This window comes from Flavobacterium humidisoli, assembly GCF_023272795.1.
Taxonomy (GTDB): domain Bacteria; phylum Bacteroidota; class Bacteroidia; order Flavobacteriales; family Flavobacteriaceae; genus Flavobacterium; species Flavobacterium humidisoli.
On sequence record NZ_CP096829.1, the window covers coordinates 1295164 to 1312008 of the forward strand.

The window sequence follows — 16845 nt, forward strand, 5'->3', positions numbered from 1 at the left end:
ACTGTTGATGCTCCGTTTAGAAATAGTATATTTACAACTTGATTTTTCAAGACATGGCTATTCATAAATTGGATTTAGACGAATTTGACGAAATTGATTATTATTTAATGGCAATTCATACTTCATTAGAAGATTATAGATTAGCCTATTTTATCAATAAAATCCTTCCGATCAACTTAAGTAAGAGCAAAAACGAGATCCATGCTCAGACTAAGGAAGGTGAAGCAAATTTTTCGAGATTCTATTATTATGATGAAGAAAAAGCTGTTTCCTGGAATTTAATTCAGAATAAAAATGAAATCATTTCTGTGAGTACAAATGATTTTCAGAATTTGTTTTCTAATGAAACAAGTGAGGTTTCTACAACAATTCATTTACTTCCTGAATTTAAAAAAGTCGATTTTTTCCTGAAAATTGATAATAGCGAAGAGGCGCTTAATTTTTCAGAAATTCAACAAAAATTAAACACAATAGAAAGTATTGCGGCTATTTATGCCGTTGATACAGACAAAATAAAATCAAAAAACAATCTAATTTTTTAAAAAAAATGCTAACAAACAAGAAAACCAAAATTGTTGCTACACTTGGCCCCGCTTGTAGTACAAGAGAGATCATTAAAGATATGATCGATGCAGGTGTTAATGTGTTTAGAATCAATTTTTCGCATGCAGATTACGAAGGAGTAAAAGAAAAAATCGATATCATTAGAGGATTAAACGAAGAGTTTGGTTACACAACTGCAATCTTAGGAGATTTGCAAGGTCCAAAACTTAGAGTTGGTGTAATGGAAGAAGGTACTGTAGTACATGATGGTGATGAAATCACTTTTACAACTGCAGAAGATATTATTGGAACATCGAAAAAAGCGTTCATGAAATATCAAAATTTCCCAAATGATGTTAACGTTGGAGAGCGTATTTTGCTTGACGATGGTAAACTTATTTTCGAAATTGTTTCTACAGATAAAAAAAGTGAAGTTGTTGCTAAAGTTATTCAAGGTGGAGAATTAAAATCTAAAAAAGGAGTTAATCTTCCAAACACAAAGATTTCTTTACCAGCATTAACTGAAAAAGATATTGCCGATGCTATTTTTGCAATCGAACAAAGAGTGGACTGGATTGCTCTTTCGTTTGTAAAAACACCTCGTGATTTACAAGACTTACAAGAGTTAATCGCTAAGCATTCAGATGTTAAAATTCCAATTATTGCTAAAATTGAAATGCCAGAAGCTCTTGAGAACATGGATAAAATTGTAGCATACTGCGATGGTTTAATGGTAGCTCGTGGAGATCTTGGTGTTGAGCTTCCTGCTCACGAAGTTCCATTGGTTCAAAAAGATTTGATCAGAAGAGCTAAAACAGCTAGAATTCCAGTTATCGTTGCAACTCAAATGATGGAGACAATGATTACAAGTTTGACTCCAACAAGAGCAGAGGTAAACGACGTTGCAAACTCAGTAATGGACGGTGCAGATGCTGTAATGTTATCTGGAGAAACTGCTACAGGAAATTATCCAGTACAGGTTATTCAAAGAATGGCGCAAATTTGTGAAGCGGTAGAAAATTCTCCGCTTATTCAAGTGCCTCAAAATACACCACAAATAAAAACTAAACGTTTTGTTACTAAAACAGTTTGTCACCAAGCAGCATTATTAGCAAACGAAATCGAAGCTAAGGCAATCTGTACTTTGACAAATAGTGGTTATACAGCTTTCCAAATTTCAGCTTGGAGACCTTCAACGGCTCATATTTTAGTATTTACTTCAAATAGACGAATCTTAACACAATTGAATTTATTATGGGGAGTTAAATCTTTCTACTATGATAATGAAGAAAGTACAGATGATACTGTAACAGATGTAAATCAAATTGCAATTGAAAAAGGATATGCGCAAAAAGGAGATTATTTAATCAACCTTGCTGCAATGCCAATTAAAGATAAAGGAATGGTGAACACGATGAGGGTATCTGAAATCGAATAACTTTTTCTAAAATAATTTTAAAAAGCTGCTTATTAAAGCGGCTTTTTTTTTGGAATATTTTTTACAGAGCTTTATTACTCTTCCTGCTTTAGATGTTTTTGTCTTTTAAAGGGCATTTCGTCAATTAATTTTCCGATAAATTGCTGATTTCTATCTAAAAAAGGAGATTTTAGTGTTTCATTTCGCCATTTTTTTAGAAATATCATCTTCAAAATGGAATTTCAATCTTTATTTACTTCTTATTTGTCTTTTTTAATTAAAAAGATAACTTCTTAATTTTCTGACGTTTTTAGTGTGTTTCATTTTACAAAATGAAACCTTGTGGTGCAGATTCTTAAATTTTCTTGTTTCATATTATAAAATGAAACAAGCTCTTGCCCTATAAATCCAATTGTTCGCTCTTTTATTAGTTAAATTTGAGATATTAATAAAAAGTTAAAAATATTTTGTTTCAGATTCTTAAAGTAAAATGAATTTGCAACATTATGAAAACGAGACATCTATTTGGAAGTATTGTTTGAAAGTTTATCCTTTCCCATTTTTATTTTTTTGGATTTTCAAACTCCTAAAATATTAACAAGAATCATTAACGAATTTTTTTATTATGAAACAAATCAAATTTAATTATGGATTTGCATATACCTTAAAAGTATTAGCATTGCTGTTTTTTTCTGGAGTTTCTGCTACAGCACAGAGCAAAAAGCCAAATATTCTAGTGCTATGGGGTGATGATATTGGAACAACTAATATTAGTGCCTATAGTGATGGAATTATGGGATATACTACTCCAAATATTGATCGTTTAGCCAATGAAGGAATAAGATTCCTGCATTATTATGGAGAACAGAGCTGTACTGCTGGTCGTGCTGCTTTTTTAACAGGACAGCATGGTCTGAGAACCGGATTGACAAAAGTTGGTTTTCCTGGCGCTCCAATGGGAATGAGTCAGTTAGATCCTTCTGTTGGAGGAATCATGAAAAGCCTTGGATATGTAACGGGGCAGTTTGGTAAAAATCACGTGGGAGATCGTAATGAGAGTTTGCCAACAGTTAATGGCTTTGATGAATTCTTCGGAAATCTGTATCACCTAAATGCAGAGGAAGAGCCAGAATTGCCAGATTATCCAAAAGATCCTGAGTATCTTAAAAAGTTTGGACCTAGAGGAGTATTAAAATGTACGGCAACAAATGTTGATGACGGAACTACAGATCCTCGTTTTGGAAGAGTTGGAAAACAAAAAATTGAAGATACTGGAGCACTTACCAAAAAAAGAATGGAAACTATAGATGATGAAACGTCTGCTGCTGCAATTGATTTTATTAAAAGACAAAATGCTGCAGGTAAACCATTTTTCTGCTGGTTTAATGCTACACGTATGCACTTGCGTACCCATGTTAGAGCAGAACATAGAGGAAGATATACACATGGCGATAGCGAGTATATCGATGGTATGATCGAACATGATGAAACGATTGGAAGTATTTTGAAAGCATTAGACGATTTAGGAATTGCAGATAATACTATTGTCGTGTATTCTACAGATAATGGTCCTCATATGAATACTTGGCCTGATGGTGCAATGACACCATTCCGTTCAGAAAAAAACACAAACTGGGAAGGTGCTTTCCGTGTGCCTTGTTTGGTACGTTGGCCAGGACATATTAAGCCAGGTACTGTAACTAATGAATTAATGAGCCATAATGACTGGATTCCTACATTTGCTTCCATTGCAGGTGAGCCAGATATAGTAAATAAACTTTTAAAAGGTTACTCTGCAAATGGAAAAACATATAAAGTGCATTTAGATGGTTTTGACCAAAGTAAATTTTTGGAAGGCAAAACACCAAAAAGTGCCAGAGATAAATTCTTTTATACAGATGATGACGGACTTTTGGTTGGTTTGAGAGAAGGAGATTATAAATATGTTTTTGCAGAACAAAGATTAGGTGGGACATTAGGAGTCTGGGCAGAACCTTTTACTAAACTTCGTTTACAAAAAATATTTAATTTATATCAAGATCCTTTTGAGAGAGCCGATATAACATCAAATACTTTTTGGGATTATCAGTTAAATCATGTGCAACTAATGTATGGAGCGATACAGGATGTAGTTGTATTTGCAGAAACATTCAAAGAATATCCTCCAAGATCAATTCCACCAAGTTTCTCTGCTTATACTATTATGGAAGAAGCGATGAAAGATATTAAAGCACAAAAATATATTGAGAAAAACGTTCTTCCTAAATTAAAAGAGGATGAAGCAGAAACAAAAAAGAAAAAATAGAAATAGTATTTAATAAAAAAAAGCTTGAGTTACCCCATAACTCAAGCTTTTCAATAACTTAAAAATCAATATCATGTATAAGAATATATATATATTGCCCTTATTTTTATTGTTGCTGGTTTCTTGCAAAAAGGCGGATAATATTTCAACAACTACTACTACTTCTGATTCTGATACTACAAAAATTGCAACAAGCGCTGATCCGTTGCCAAGCTGGAATGATACTCCGTTGAAGAAAGAAATTATTGATTATGTGACCAAGGTAACCAAAGAAGGAAGCCCGGATTTTATTCCAGTTGAAAACAGAATAGCCACTTTTGATAACGACGGAACGCTATGGGCTGAAAAACCGTATGTTCAGGAATTATTTGCTTTTAATAGAGTTAAGAAAATGGTAGAAGCCAATCCGGCTTTAGCGCAAAAACAGCCTTTTAAAGCCGTGGTCGAAAAAGATAAAACTTATTTTGAAAAAGGCGGCGATAAAGCACTTATCGAATTAGTGGCCGCAACCCATACCGGTATGACAGAGGATGAGTTTGAAGCTTCGACAAAAGAGTTTTTTGGAAGTGCCCAATATCCTGGTAAAAATGTACCGCTGAAACAAATCAGATACCAGCCTCAATTGGAGCTTTTGAACTATTTGCGTGCAAATGGTTTCAAAACTTTCATTGTAACTGGCGGAACTGTTGAAGTGGTTAGAGCAATATCTCAGGATTTTTATGGAATTCCAAAAGACCAAGTTGTAGGAACTTCTTTCAAATATAAGTTTGATGATGCTAAAAATGCAGTCTTAAGAGAACCTGCTTTAGATCATTTTAATGATAAAGAAGCAAAACCAGTTGGCATACAATTGCATATTGGCCAACGACCTGTTTTTGCCTGCGGAAATGAAGGCGGAGCAGGTGATCTTGCCATGTTACGATATTCGCAAGGAAATAAATATCCTTCCTTTCAATTAATTGTAAATCATAATGATTCTATTAGAGAATACAGTTATCAGGAAAAAGATAACTTGTCTTTAAACACTGCAGCAAAATATAAATACCATGTAATTAGTATTAAAGACGACTGGAAAAAAGTTTTCCCAGATAAATAATTTGAATTTAGTTAAAATCTAAAATGAACAGCTTTTGCTGTTTAAAGACTGCTTCATTCTGATTTTGAAAGTTAACTCAAAAATTTAAAATAAATTGTTATGGAACAAATTAAGCTTTTTATCAGTCACAAATTGTTTTTTAGCACGCTTTTTCTTGCCATATCAATAGGAGCTTTTGCACAAGAAGAGCCAAAAGCAGGTTCAAGTGCACAAGAACTCGCCGATAAAATGGCAAATCCAGTTGCAAGCTTAATTAGTGTTCCGCTTCAAAATAATCTAACTTATGGAATAGGTGCTTATAACGGGTCAAAATATCAGATCAATATACAGCCAGTTGTTCCTTTTAAATTAAGTGAGAATCTAAACTTAATTACCCGTTATATCCTTCCAGTTGTAGATCAGCAGGATGTTACAGGAGAAAACACACATGAGTTTGGCTTAAGTGACGCAACAGTTACAGCATTTTTTGCTCCTAAAACTAAAGGAATTATCTTAGGAGTAGGTCCTGCTTTTTTAGTGCCAACTGCTACTGAAAAACTTTTAGGAACTGAAAAATTTGGAATTGGACCAAGCGTTTTGGTGATGCATCAGGGAAAAGGACTTTCGGTAGGTTTTTTAACCAATCAGATTTGGTCTGTAGCAGGAAATGCTGACAGAGCAGATTTCAATCAGTTCTACACACAGCTATTTCTAACACATAGTTATAAAAGTGGTGCAAGTTTAGGTATCACTTCAGAAATTACACAAAACTGGCAGGGAAATACAACCCTTATTACAGTTAGTCCAAATGTTGGCGCTATTACAAAATTAGGCGGTCAGACGATGCAATTTGCAGTTATGCCTTTAATACCAATTGTGGGGCATTCAAATATAAGACCAGATTGGGGACTAAGAGCGGTAGTTGCTTTTATATTTCCACAGTCTTAAAAACTTCCTCATTTAAAAAAAAAAAATTTGCCTATCAACTCCTGCAGGAAAAGGTTTTGCTTTAGATAAAACTTACATATGTTTAAAAAAAAAGATAATTCTTAACGAATCAAGATTTCCAGCTCCAATTGAAGAAAAAAATAACGCTTTTTAATACTCAAAAATAAAAGTTATGAAAAATAAAAGTCTCGTTGTCCTTGTGGTTTCTACACTGATTCTTGCTGTTGGATGTGAAAAAAAAACAGTCATAAATGAAGCGTCAACATCAGATACTGCTTCTGAATATGGAACTGAAATAAAAATGGATGGTGAATTGCCTTCAAAAGAATCTATTCCAAAATTGTTTGATGAAATGGATTTTCAGCAGGCAACGCAATGTTATTTGTGGGGATTGCCAATTGTGGCTTTTGCCGAATGGCAGCAGATTCATTACAAAACATTTAACGCAACCAGTAATGATCTCGTTTTTTATAACTCCTATAATGACCGTTTAGGAATATTGACAGGAAACGCTACGACGCCTTATATTATGTCATTTATTGATCTTGCAGCAAATGGGCCTACAGTAATCGAAATGCCGCCAGGACACACTGCAGGCGGACTTGGAGATTTTTGGCAGCGCGAGCAAGCCGTAATTGGCGAAATGGGACCTGATAAAGGAAAAGGAGGAAAATATATTTTGGTTCCACCAACAATGAAAGATTTTAAACCCGCTGGATATTTTATAGTTCCTTGTACAACGGTAAATATGTTTTTCGGATTCAGAGCTTTGGATCCTGATCCGAAAACAACTGAAACATTGGTAAAACAAGTAAAAATTTATCCATACGCACAACGTGCCAATCCCACGCCGACAAAAGTGGTGAGTCCGCCAGCAGGCAAAAAATGGTACGGAATTCAGCCAACAGGAATTGCTTATTGGGAACGCCTTCATGCTATTTTACAAAATGAACCTGTTGAAGACCGCGATCGTTTTTTCATGGCTTGGCTTAGAAATCTTGGCATAGAAAAAGGAAAACCTTTTACGCCAGACGAACGTCAGAAGAAAATTTTAATTGCTGCTGCTGCGAAAGGACAACAAATGGCGATGGCAAATTCATTCGAAAAACGCTTTAAGGATGTAAAACACTGGCCGGGTAAAAAATGGGATTATGTAATGATTATCAAAGATCCGTCTCAGCATGCAGATAATTACGATGAATTCTTCGAAAGAACTTCTTATTTCTATGAAGCCGTTACGTATTCAAAAGCTATGATTACCAAAATTCCAAATGTAGGTCAGGCTTATTTAGGAGCGTATTTTGACAATGAAGGAAACTGGTTAGACGGAGGTAAAAATTATACATTAAATGTTCCGGCAAATCCTCCAGCAGTTAATTTCTGGTCAATAACAGTTTATGATTCTGCAACTCGCTGTTTGATAGACAACCCACAAAAAAATGCCGATTTATCTTCTCGAAAAGACTTGATAAAAAATACAGATGGTTCTGTCGATTTGTATTTTGGACCAAAAGCTCCGGCCGGAAAAGAGAAAAACTGGGTGCAGACTTTACCAGGAAAACACTGGTTTACCTATATGCGTTTTTACGGACCAACAGCAGCTTATTTTGATAAGAGCTGGAAAATGGATGATATTAAAGAAGTAAAATAAACAGTAACCGACAAATCAATTAAAATGAAAAAGCAAATAATTTTATTTCTCTCGATCCTTATATTGATATTAGTTTCGTGTAAAAAAGATAAAGAAGACGAAGCTGTTGTCAATTCAGACGCATCTATTTCAGTTGATTCTGCCAGAGCAATTGCAAAAGAATCTTGGATATATGGTTTTCCGATATTTTACAATTACAAAACGGTATATTCTTATGCTTTAGACAAAAACAACGCAAATGGTGCGAAGAACTTTAATACTTTTAAAAATTATTCTAAAAGTTTTACAGCACTAGATACCACTATTGTAACTCCTAATAATGATACTCCATATTCGTGGGCAATACTGAACCTTTCAGATGAACCTATCGTGCTCGAAGTTCCTGAAATTACAAATAACCGTTATTATGTCATGCAGCTTATAGATGCGTACACCTACAATTTTGCCTATGTAGGTTCAAGAGCTACGGGAAATAAAGCGGGTAAGTACCTTATTGCAGGTCCTAAATGGAAAGGAGAAACGCCTAAAGGAATCGATAAAGTCTTTACTTCTGAAACTAATTTAGTAACGATTTTGGGACGTACCGAAATGGATAATGTGGGTGAAACAAACATTATCAAAAAAATCCAAAGCGGTTATCGAATAATTCCATTGCATGAGTATACTAAAACAACTGCTCCAGAAGTAGTGAAATATAATATGCCGTTGCCAGAGTGGAAAGAATCTGATTATAAGTCACTTGAATTTATTAATGTTCTAAATTCTTTACTGCAATATACTGTTCCTGATAAAAGTGAAAAAGAGCTGTTGGCACGTTTTGCCAAAATCGGAATTGTTCCAGGTGTGCCTTTTGATAAATCTAAATTTTCTCCCGAGATTCTTAAAGCAATTGAAGAAGGCATTGCAGAGGGAGGGAAAGTTTTAGAAGAAAGTATTAGTAAAACCACAAGTTCTCTTAATATTTTTGGTAGTCGGGCTGATTTAAAAAACAATTATGTTTTACGAGCCACTGCAGCAGCAATGGGAATATATGGTAATACAAAAGAAGAAGCAGTTTATGTTGGTTCGATGAATGATAAAGATGGAAAACCATTAGACGCTGCAAACAAATATATCCTTCATTTTAAGAAAGAACAGTTACCGCCTGTAGATTATTTTTGGAGTATAACGATGTATAATTTACCACAACGTAATTTGGTGAAAAATCCAATTAACAGATATTCTATAGGAGACCGTACAAAAGGACTTAAATATGAAGCAAATGGAGATTTAATTATCTATCTGCAAACAGATTCACCAGGAAAAGACAAAGAAAATAATTGGCTGCCATCACCACAAAAAGGTGGCTATAATATCATTGTAAGGCTTTATGGACCAGCCAAAAATGTTACAAGCGGAGATTGGAAAATACCATTGCCAGAAAAAACAAATTAAGTTATATTAAAACTGCTCTTATGGCTGAAAAATTCAAAAACACAAACAATATTTCATTTGATGTCGTAACATCAAAAGCGGAACGTTTTGAGAAAGGCGTTGCGATTAGAAAAGTTGTGCCCCTTTCAGCCCATCAGCAATTGAATCTCGCAGAAAATCGTGAAGATCCTGTAGAAATTCTCATTAAAACAAGTATTGGAAGAATCGAAAATCTATTGCCTATTCGATACAGCAGAATGATGGAGTCGCCTTTTGCATTTTATAGAGGAGCAGCCGCAATTATGGCTGCCGATTTGGCTCAGACTCCAAATACTGGAATTCATTTGCAGCTTTGTGGTGATTGCCATTTGATGAATTTTGGAGGATTTGCAACCCCAGAACGGCAATTGGTTTTTGATATTAATGATTTTGACGAAACATTTCCAGGTCCGTGGGAATGGGATTTGAAAAGGCTCGCGGCTAGTTTCGTTATTGCCGGAAGATGGCGAAAATTTTCCAATAAAAATTGTAAAGAATTTGCTTGGAATGTTGCAGACAGCTATAAACGGCACATGTTGGATTATAGTAAACTCTCAGCGCTTCAAATTTGGTATGCCGATATTGATCTCGCAGAATTGATCGAATTAGGCGGAGACAAAGACTTTAAAGAATTTGATCAGAAGAGAATAAAAAAAGCATTAGAATATACCGCGCATGAAAAGGAGTTTGCTAAAATGACCTATTTTGATGGAGCCAGAGCACGTATAAAAGACGACCCGCCTTTGATATTTCATCCAACCGGAGATCTTGAAAAACAAGTTGTCAAAGAAGGCGAAATTATCCATAATAGATATTTAGAATCCCTTTCAGAAGAAAAACAAGTTTTGCTAAGCAGATATAAGCTTCATGATATTGTCATAAAAGTTGTTGGGGTTGGCAGTGTTGGAACGTTGTGCGGAATTAGTCTGCTGATGTCGGCAACTGGAGAACCTATTTTTTTACAGTTTAAAGAAGCCAGAAAAAGCGTATTGGAAGGAAATGTAAAAACACAAGGAAAATACAGCCATCAGGGCGAGCGAATTGTAATGGGACAAAAACTAATGCAATCTGCATCTGATATGTTTCTAGGCTGGACAGACGACAGCAAAAACAAATTTTTCTACATACGCCAGCTTAGAGATGCCAAAGTAAAACCAGTTCTAGAAGTTATGAAACCTAAAAATATGGCAGAGTACGCCAAAGCCTGCGGGTGGGCACTTGCAAGGGCTCACGCACGTTCGGGAGATCCTTCGCTGATTTCCGGCTATATTGGAGATACCAACGAATTTGCCAATGCCATTTCGGAGTTTTCAGTTTTATACGCCGACCAAAACGAATCGGATTATAATAAAATGCTGGAAGCGATAAAACACGGAAAATTGCCTATCGCTGCAGAAATTTAATTCTTTCTTAATTGATATTTTCAAAAGACAGAGAATATTGATGTAGCTGTACAAAGTAAATTAAACATTAAAAAATTGCACAAAAAATACTAAAAAATGTAAAGTAAGATTTTATTTATTTAATACTGTTAATTAAATAAAATGATTTATCTTTGAGAGTAGTCTAAGTGATTGTTTAGTAGGTATTTGTGTCGTGCTGACAATTATTAGTACATTTTTACTCTCCGTTCAAGATTTTTACGATTTTAATACATTCGAGTTAAACTGATTTAATTATTAATTTAATAAATACCAAAACATGAATATTAAAAGAACAAGTCTTCGTATAATCCCAATCTTATTTTTGGGTTTGTTTTACAGTTGCTCTCCAACTGTAAAAGTTACAACTGATTATGATCATGCAGCTAACTTCAGCGAATACAAAACTTTTGCAGTTTATGACTTAAAAGCGCAGCAAGGTCAGGTAAATCAGTTAAATGTTGATCGTGTTGCAAAAGCAATCCGAAATGAAATGCTTGCAAAAGGATTTACAGAATCCAGCAATCCTGATTTAAAAGTTAATGCTGTTTCTATTCTAAAAAATAAAACTCAAGTGACAGCCGATTCTAATTTTTATGGCTATGGAGGAATGTATCGTCCATACGGATATTGGGGCGGCGGTGCCATGATGGGCGGCGGTAGCACAACATTTAATACCTACGATTATGTTGATGGCTCGCTTGTAATAGACATTGTATCTACAAAAACTGGCAAATTGGTTTGGCAGGGAATCGGAAATGCTGAAATTGACAGTAAACCAGATAATCCAGAACAGTTTATCAATGATGCAATCAAAAAAATATTAACTGGTTTCCCTCCAGGAGCAGTTAAAAAATAACTACAGCCAAATATTGTACTTGCCAGACTTCGGCAAGTACAATGTTTTATACTTCTGCATACGCCCCCATCGTATTCTATTTTTAAGATTTTAAGAAAAACCATTCACTAATTAAGCTAAAAAAAATGATCGATATTTTACTTTCCCTTTTCTTTTTTATAGCCACAATTGCTGGCCTTGCCACTGCAATTATGGTTTTATTTTCCAAAAAAAATTACTCAAAAAGTTTCTTTTTGGGAATGTTTTTATTGAGTCTTGCGTTGGTAAGTATCTACAATTTTTATTTGTCGGCCAATTTGTTTAAAAATTTCCCAGATCTATTTACCATTACAAAAGCGTTTATATTTTTAACCGCTCCTTGCTCTTTTTTGTACGTTAGAAACATTTTATCATTAAATAAAAGTTTCAGAAAATACGACTGGCTGCATTTTGTGCCATTTGCTATTTATTTCTTTTTAACGCTCGTTGTTTATGTCGGAAGTTACACGAATATAAAAGTGGTCCATTATATTGCGGGATTAATTAAAAATCCATTTTCTGTTTTAACACTGACGATTTGGCTTTTCTATGTCTTTTTTCAAACCATGTTGATTTTAAACTATGATCTGAAAAAATTTACAGGAAATCAATTTCATCAAACTAAAGTAATTAACTGGATTAGAGTATATAATCTCATGATTTTGTTTCTATTTTCGGCACTTTTTGTGCATCATTTTTTATTGCAAAAAGTAGAGGCAACAGATCTTTCGTGTTACATTCTCATTTCTTCTGTATTGTTTTTTACAGTGGGCTGGCTTTATTTCAAGCCCCAAATCTTTCTTGACGAAGAAGAGTCATTCGATTTTGTTGTCGACAATACAGTAGTGGTAAAAACAAAAGAAACAAAGAATACGCTTCCAATTGCAAACGAACTGACTCTTGAAAAAAGAGAAGAATACCTTTTTAAATTAGATTATGAGTTAAACGCTAAAAATCTATTTTTAAAGAAAGATTTTGTAATCAGAGACTTGTCTGATGAAACAGGAATTTCTGTGCATCATTTGTCCAATTTAATCAATTCTGAATTTGGTCTTCATTTTCAAGATTATGTTAATCTTAAAAGGATTGAATATTTTAAAGACAAAATAAACGATCCCGAATGGAAAGATTTATCCTTAGAAGGTATGGCCTGGGGTTCTGGTTTTAAATCCCGAACAACTTGTTTCAGGGCATTTATAAAACATACCGGGAAATCTCCATCAGAATATTTTAAAACAATCCGAATAAATCCTGATAGTGCAGGAGCATACTACTTTAAGTAAAGTTTTTTCTGGAAAATAATTAGTAATGACTATTACAGCGTTTTAATGCAAAAATATTCCACAATGAAATTAAAAATTAATAGTTCAGGAAAAAAAGTACAGTTGGCTTTTGTGCTCATACTGTTCTTCATTTCTTTTTATTGCAATGCCCAGCTAAAAGGCGGCCATATTCTTGGCGCAATGGGACTTCAATCTGGAACTCAGACACCCGAAAGAACCTTAAGCGTCTATATTCCGGGTTATATTTATAGCGCATCTTCTTTAAGAAACGGAGACGGAGACAAAGTTGGTAATCCAGATGTCACCATGTTTATTACCGGTGTCGGCGCGTCTTATGTAACTGATTATAAAATTTTAGGAGCCAATTATGGTGCTACTATTTTATTGGCAGGCGCTTCCAATACTATTCAGGGAAGTTATATAGATTCTAAAAGCGATTTTGCGTTTACAGATATGTACATACAGCCTGTTCAGCTAGGCTGGCACAATAAAAAGGCTGACTTTGTTTTTAGTTACCAGTTGTATCTTCCAACAGGAAAATATGAACTTGGAGGAAGTAACAACAGCGGTTTAGGAATGTTTATGAATGAGTTTTCAGCGGGAACAACTTTATTCTTTAATGATAAAAAAACATTTCATTTTTCAGCATTAGCCTCTTATGAAATCAACGGAAAAAAGAAAGACACTGATATAAAAACAGGCGATATCTTAAGTATTGAAGGAGGTTTAGGAAAAACTTTTTATTGTATGAATGCCGAAAAAACCGCACCCAAAGGAATATTCAATGCAGGGTTGATTTATTACCTGCAATATAAAGTGTCAGACGATAAAATTCCAGTAGGAAGCATTTTGGTTGTCGAGCCCGACAAAGATAGAGTAGGCGGACTAGGTGCTGAGGTTAATTATTTGCATATCGGCAGCATGACTTCGGCAGGTTTTAGATGGATTGGAGAAGTAAATGCTATAAATAGATTTCAAGGAAATACTTTTTTTATCACGCTGGCACATGTATTCAGCTTTAAGAAAGAATAATTCCTAAATAGTGTTTTCGAAGGGATCAAAATGTAAATCTAAAACGATAAATATTATATGTATAACAAATTGACATCACAGAAAAAAGTCCTGTTTTTGCTTTGGATAATACTATCGTTTAATGTTTTAAATGCGCAAAAGCACCATGTCGTTTTAAAAGATTCGTTAGATGGAGCTATTGATTTAAGTGACTTCTTAATTTACGCCAACGGATTCTTAATAGTGCCCACTATTGTTACAGAACCTGCCCTTGGAGGATTTGGAGCTGCCGTAGCTCCCGTTTTTTTAAAGAAACGCCCGCCTGTTATTGAAGCAGATGGAACCAAACGTATGGTAAATCCAGATATTACGGGTGGAGTTGGAATGTATACTGCCAATAAAAGCTGGATGGCAGGAGCTTTCCGCTCAGCCACACTTGTAAAACCTAAAATACTCTATCGAGCTTTTGCAGCTTATGGCGACATGAATTTATCCTTTTATGCCAATAATCTGCCCAATCAATCAGATCAGGAATTTAAGCTCAATTTTAGATCGACGATATTTTATACACAATGGCTCAAACAGTTTAAGAATGCCAAATGGAGTGCAGGACCGCAATATTTATTTTTAAATTCGAAAATAAATCTGCCCGATTTTAATCTTCCCCCGCCATTTGTAGATCCAAAAGACATAAAAAGCACCATCAGCCAGCTTGGGCTCGCGCTTCAGTTTGACGGACGTGACAACATATTTACGCCAGATAAAGGAATACGGCTTCAATCCGATTTTTTCTGGTCAGATAAAGCGCTGGGAAGCGATTATCAGGCGTGGCGCATCAATTTATCGGCGATTGGATATTATCCGTTGGCCAAAACACTAATTGGCGGACTAAGGATTGAAGGAGAACAGGCGTTGGGGAGTCCGCCTTTTTATTTAAAACCAGGAATCAATATGCGCGGAATTCCAGCGGCGAGATATATGGGAAACACCAGTATTGTGAGCGAGTTAGAATTTCGATGGGATCTTTACAGAAGATGGAGCTTAATGGGTTATGGAGGTCTTGCAAGCGCCTTTAACGATTGGGATCAAGCTTTTGCCAAACCTGTTGTTTACAGCTACGGAACAGGTTTTAGATACCTTATTGCCAGAAAATTCAAACTCCGAATGGGAGTCGATGTTGCCAGAGGGCCAGAAGAGTGGGCTTACTACATCGTTTTTGGAAGCAACTGGCTTCGATAAAATAAAGAATTAGAAAAACTTGTAAGAAGTTGTTTGTAAAATAAAAAAAGATACGAAACCTCAATACAGTGTTATTGGGGTTTTTTATGTTAAATATCTTAATAATCAGAGCTATTAAGAAAACATTAACAACTAAACATTACACAAATTGTATAATATTTAATTTTTTTGTAACAAATTAGAAACATTGCAGACTAATTTTAGTAAACTTTAATCATAACTTATGAATACATTTTCATTCAAATCAGTGTTTGCTGCTTCAATCTTTTTGGCTGGAACTGCAGGCTGTTTTGCGCAAGACATTTTAGTAAATTCACTTAAACTAAATGCGAGCGACAAAAGTAAAGAGAACTTCAAATTTACAGAAGTAATTAACTTAGGTACAACATCGGTAAAATCTCAAGGATCATCTGGAACTTGCTGGAGTTACTCAACAAACTCATTCTTAGAGTCAGAAATGATTCGTTTAGGAAAACAGCCAGTTGAGCTATCTCAAATTTATTCTGCAAGAAACGTATATGTAGAAAAAGGAGTAAACTATGTTCGTATGCACGGAGCAATTACACTTGGAGACGGAGGAGCTTTGCACGATGTAATTAACATGTATAAAAAATACGGAACTGTGCCAAGAGAAGTTTATACTGGATTAAACTACGGAACAGACAAAAACAAATTTGCCGAAATGGGCGCTCTTATCGAAGGTGTTCTTACAGCAGTGGTGAAAAACCCGAACGGAGAATTGACTCCAAACTGGCAAAAAGCTTACGCAGCTGTTATTGATTCTTATTTAGGAAAAGTGCCAGATAACTTTACATACAAAGGAAAAAGCTATACGCCGCAATCTTTTGCTAAAGAAGTAGTAGGTATTAACCCAGACGAGTATGTAGAAATGTCATCTTTCACCAATGCTCCGTACTACCAAAAAACAACGATGATGGTGCCAGACAACTGGTCATTGGATCAAGTTTACAACGTAAAATTGAACGATATGACAGACGTTATCGACAATGCACTTAAAAAAGGATATACTGTAGCTTGGGCAACAGATGTTAGCGAGAAAAGCTTTAGCTGGAAAAACGGTGTTGCTTACGTTGCATCTAAAAAATTCGACGATATGACGGCTGAAGAAAAAGCAGACATGTTTAACGGACCAAAAGCAGAACCAGAAATTACTCCAGAAATGCGTCAGGCTGCGTTTGATAACTACACTACAACAGACGACCACGGAATGCACATTATTGGTCTTGCAAAAGATCAAACTGGAAAAGAATACTATATCGTAAAAAATTCTTGGGGAGAAACAAACGATTACAAAGGTTTCTTGTTTGTAACTAAGAACTTCGTAAAATATAAAACTACTGCATTACTAGTAAACAAAGGAGGAATTCCTGCTGAAATTGCTAAGAAACTAGGGGTTTAATTATCCTGAGAGTTTTGTAAGAAATAGAAAGCGCCACAATGAAAATTGTGGCGCTTTTTTGTTTTAATGAATTATCAGAATATTAATTTTAGAATTATGGATTTCCATAATATTATACCATTCGGAATTTTTAATATTGTTTAAGATAGGATATCTTGTAATTGATTATATTTGAATTCCTTCATATAAATTAACAAGATATT

13 protein-coding genes are annotated in these 16845 nt (G+C 34.8%); all 13 read left to right on the forward strand.

All coding sequences use genetic code 11. The features are described from left to right. Nucleotides 1–53: 53 nt before the first annotated feature. The 13 genes from M0M44_RS05950 to M0M44_RS06010 all read left to right on the forward strand — a co-directional run bounded on the left by M0M44_RS05950 (nucleotide 54) and on the right by M0M44_RS06010 (nucleotide 16642). The gene (locus M0M44_RS05950; RefSeq protein ID WP_095930692.1) at nucleotides 54–542 is read left to right on the forward strand and encodes an IPExxxVDY family protein; all 489 of its coding nucleotides are present in this window, start codon (nucleotides 54–56) and stop codon (nucleotides 540–542) included. 5 nt (nucleotides 543–547) lie between these two features. Beyond that, complete coding sequence (gene pyk, locus M0M44_RS05955; protein ID WP_248728943.1) at nucleotides 548–1981, forward strand: pyruvate kinase; 1434 nt, start codon at nucleotides 548–550, stop codon at nucleotides 1979–1981. A 604-nt stretch (nucleotides 1982–2585) separates the two neighbouring features. After that, the gene (locus M0M44_RS05960; protein WP_248728944.1) at nucleotides 2586–4265 is read left to right on the forward strand and encodes an arylsulfatase; all 1680 of its coding nucleotides are present in this window, start codon (nucleotides 2586–2588) and stop codon (nucleotides 4263–4265) included. Nucleotides 4266–4338: 73 nt separating this feature from the next. Continuing rightward, nucleotides 4339–5361, forward strand: coding sequence for an HAD family hydrolase (locus tag M0M44_RS05965; RefSeq protein ID WP_248728945.1), 1023 nt, complete (start codon nucleotides 4339–4341; stop codon nucleotides 5359–5361). Nucleotides 5362–5460: 99 nt separating this feature from the next. After that, nucleotides 5461–6288 carry a hypothetical protein gene (locus M0M44_RS05970; RefSeq protein WP_248728946.1) on the forward strand — a complete coding sequence of 276 codons (828 nt, stop codon included), beginning with the start codon at nucleotides 5461–5463 and terminating at the stop codon, nucleotides 6286–6288. A 172-nt stretch (nucleotides 6289–6460) separates the two neighbouring features. Further along, complete coding sequence (locus M0M44_RS05975) at nucleotides 6461–7939, forward strand: DUF1254 domain-containing protein (protein WP_248728947.1); 1479 nt, start codon at nucleotides 6461–6463, stop codon at nucleotides 7937–7939. Between the two features lie 24 nt (nucleotides 7940–7963). After that, entirely contained in the window at nucleotides 7964–9373 is a 1410-nt protein-coding gene (locus tag M0M44_RS05980; protein ID WP_248728948.1) for a DUF1254 domain-containing protein, read from the forward strand. 20 nt (nucleotides 9374–9393) lie between these two features. Continuing rightward, nucleotides 9394–10794 (forward strand): DUF2252 domain-containing protein, encoded by a 1401-nt coding sequence (locus M0M44_RS05985; RefSeq protein ID WP_248728949.1) that lies wholly within the window; start codon nucleotides 9394–9396, stop codon nucleotides 10792–10794. Between the two features lie 298 nt (nucleotides 10795–11092). Then, entirely contained in the window at nucleotides 11093–11671 is a 579-nt protein-coding gene (locus M0M44_RS05990; RefSeq protein ID WP_248728950.1) for a DUF4136 domain-containing protein, read from the forward strand. A 125-nt stretch (nucleotides 11672–11796) separates the two neighbouring features. Beyond that, entirely contained in the window at nucleotides 11797–12972 is a 1176-nt protein-coding gene (locus tag M0M44_RS05995; RefSeq protein ID WP_248728951.1) for a helix-turn-helix domain-containing protein, read from the forward strand. 63 nt (nucleotides 12973–13035) lie between these two features. Beyond that, a complete protein-coding gene (locus tag M0M44_RS06000) occupies nucleotides 13036–14004 on the forward strand; it encodes a SphA family protein (protein ID WP_248728952.1) in 969 nt (322 codons plus the stop codon). A 57-nt stretch (nucleotides 14005–14061) separates the two neighbouring features. Further along, entirely contained in the window at nucleotides 14062–15222 is a 1161-nt protein-coding gene (locus M0M44_RS06005) for a BamA/TamA family outer membrane protein (RefSeq protein ID WP_248728953.1), read from the forward strand. A 223-nt stretch (nucleotides 15223–15445) separates the two neighbouring features. Next, nucleotides 15446–16642 carry a C1 family peptidase gene (locus tag M0M44_RS06010; RefSeq protein ID WP_248728954.1) on the forward strand — a complete coding sequence of 399 codons (1197 nt, stop codon included), beginning with the start codon at nucleotides 15446–15448 and terminating at the stop codon, nucleotides 16640–16642. Nucleotides 16643–16845: the final 203 nt, after the last annotated feature.

Excerpts from the sequence above, each read along its gene's own strand:
- M0M44_RS05995 (WP_248728951.1), top strand. The coding sequence starts at position 11,797 with ATGATCGATATTTTACTTTCCCTTTTCTTTTTTATAGCCACAATTGCT.
- M0M44_RS05950 (WP_095930692.1), top strand. The coding sequence starts at position 54 with ATGGCTATTCATAAATTGGATTTAGACGAATTTGACGAAATTGATTAT.
- M0M44_RS05965 (WP_248728945.1), top strand. The coding sequence starts at position 4,339 with ATGTATAAGAATATATATATATTGCCCTTATTTTTATTGTTGCTGGTT.
- M0M44_RS05980 (WP_248728948.1), top strand. The coding sequence starts at position 7,964 with ATGAAAAAGCAAATAATTTTATTTCTCTCGATCCTTATATTGATATTA.
- pyk (WP_248728943.1), top strand. The coding sequence starts at position 548 with ATGCTAACAAACAAGAAAACCAAAATTGTTGCTACACTTGGCCCCGCT.
- M0M44_RS06010 (WP_248728954.1), top strand. The coding sequence starts at position 15,446 with ATGAATACATTTTCATTCAAATCAGTGTTTGCTGCTTCAATCTTTTTG.
- M0M44_RS06000 (WP_248728952.1), top strand. The coding sequence starts at position 13,036 with ATGAAATTAAAAATTAATAGTTCAGGAAAAAAAGTACAGTTGGCTTTT.
- M0M44_RS06005 (WP_248728953.1), top strand. The coding sequence starts at position 14,062 with ATGTATAACAAATTGACATCACAGAAAAAAGTCCTGTTTTTGCTTTGG.
- M0M44_RS05970 (WP_248728946.1), top strand. The coding sequence starts at position 5,461 with ATGGAACAAATTAAGCTTTTTATCAGTCACAAATTGTTTTTTAGCACG.
- M0M44_RS05985 (WP_248728949.1), top strand. The coding sequence starts at position 9,394 with ATGGCTGAAAAATTCAAAAACACAAACAATATTTCATTTGATGTCGTA.
- M0M44_RS05975 (WP_248728947.1), top strand. The coding sequence starts at position 6,461 with ATGAAAAATAAAAGTCTCGTTGTCCTTGTGGTTTCTACACTGATTCTT.
- M0M44_RS05960 (WP_248728944.1), top strand. The coding sequence starts at position 2,586 with ATGAAACAAATCAAATTTAATTATGGATTTGCATATACCTTAAAAGTA.
- M0M44_RS05990 (WP_248728950.1), top strand. The coding sequence starts at position 11,093 with ATGAATATTAAAAGAACAAGTCTTCGTATAATCCCAATCTTATTTTTG.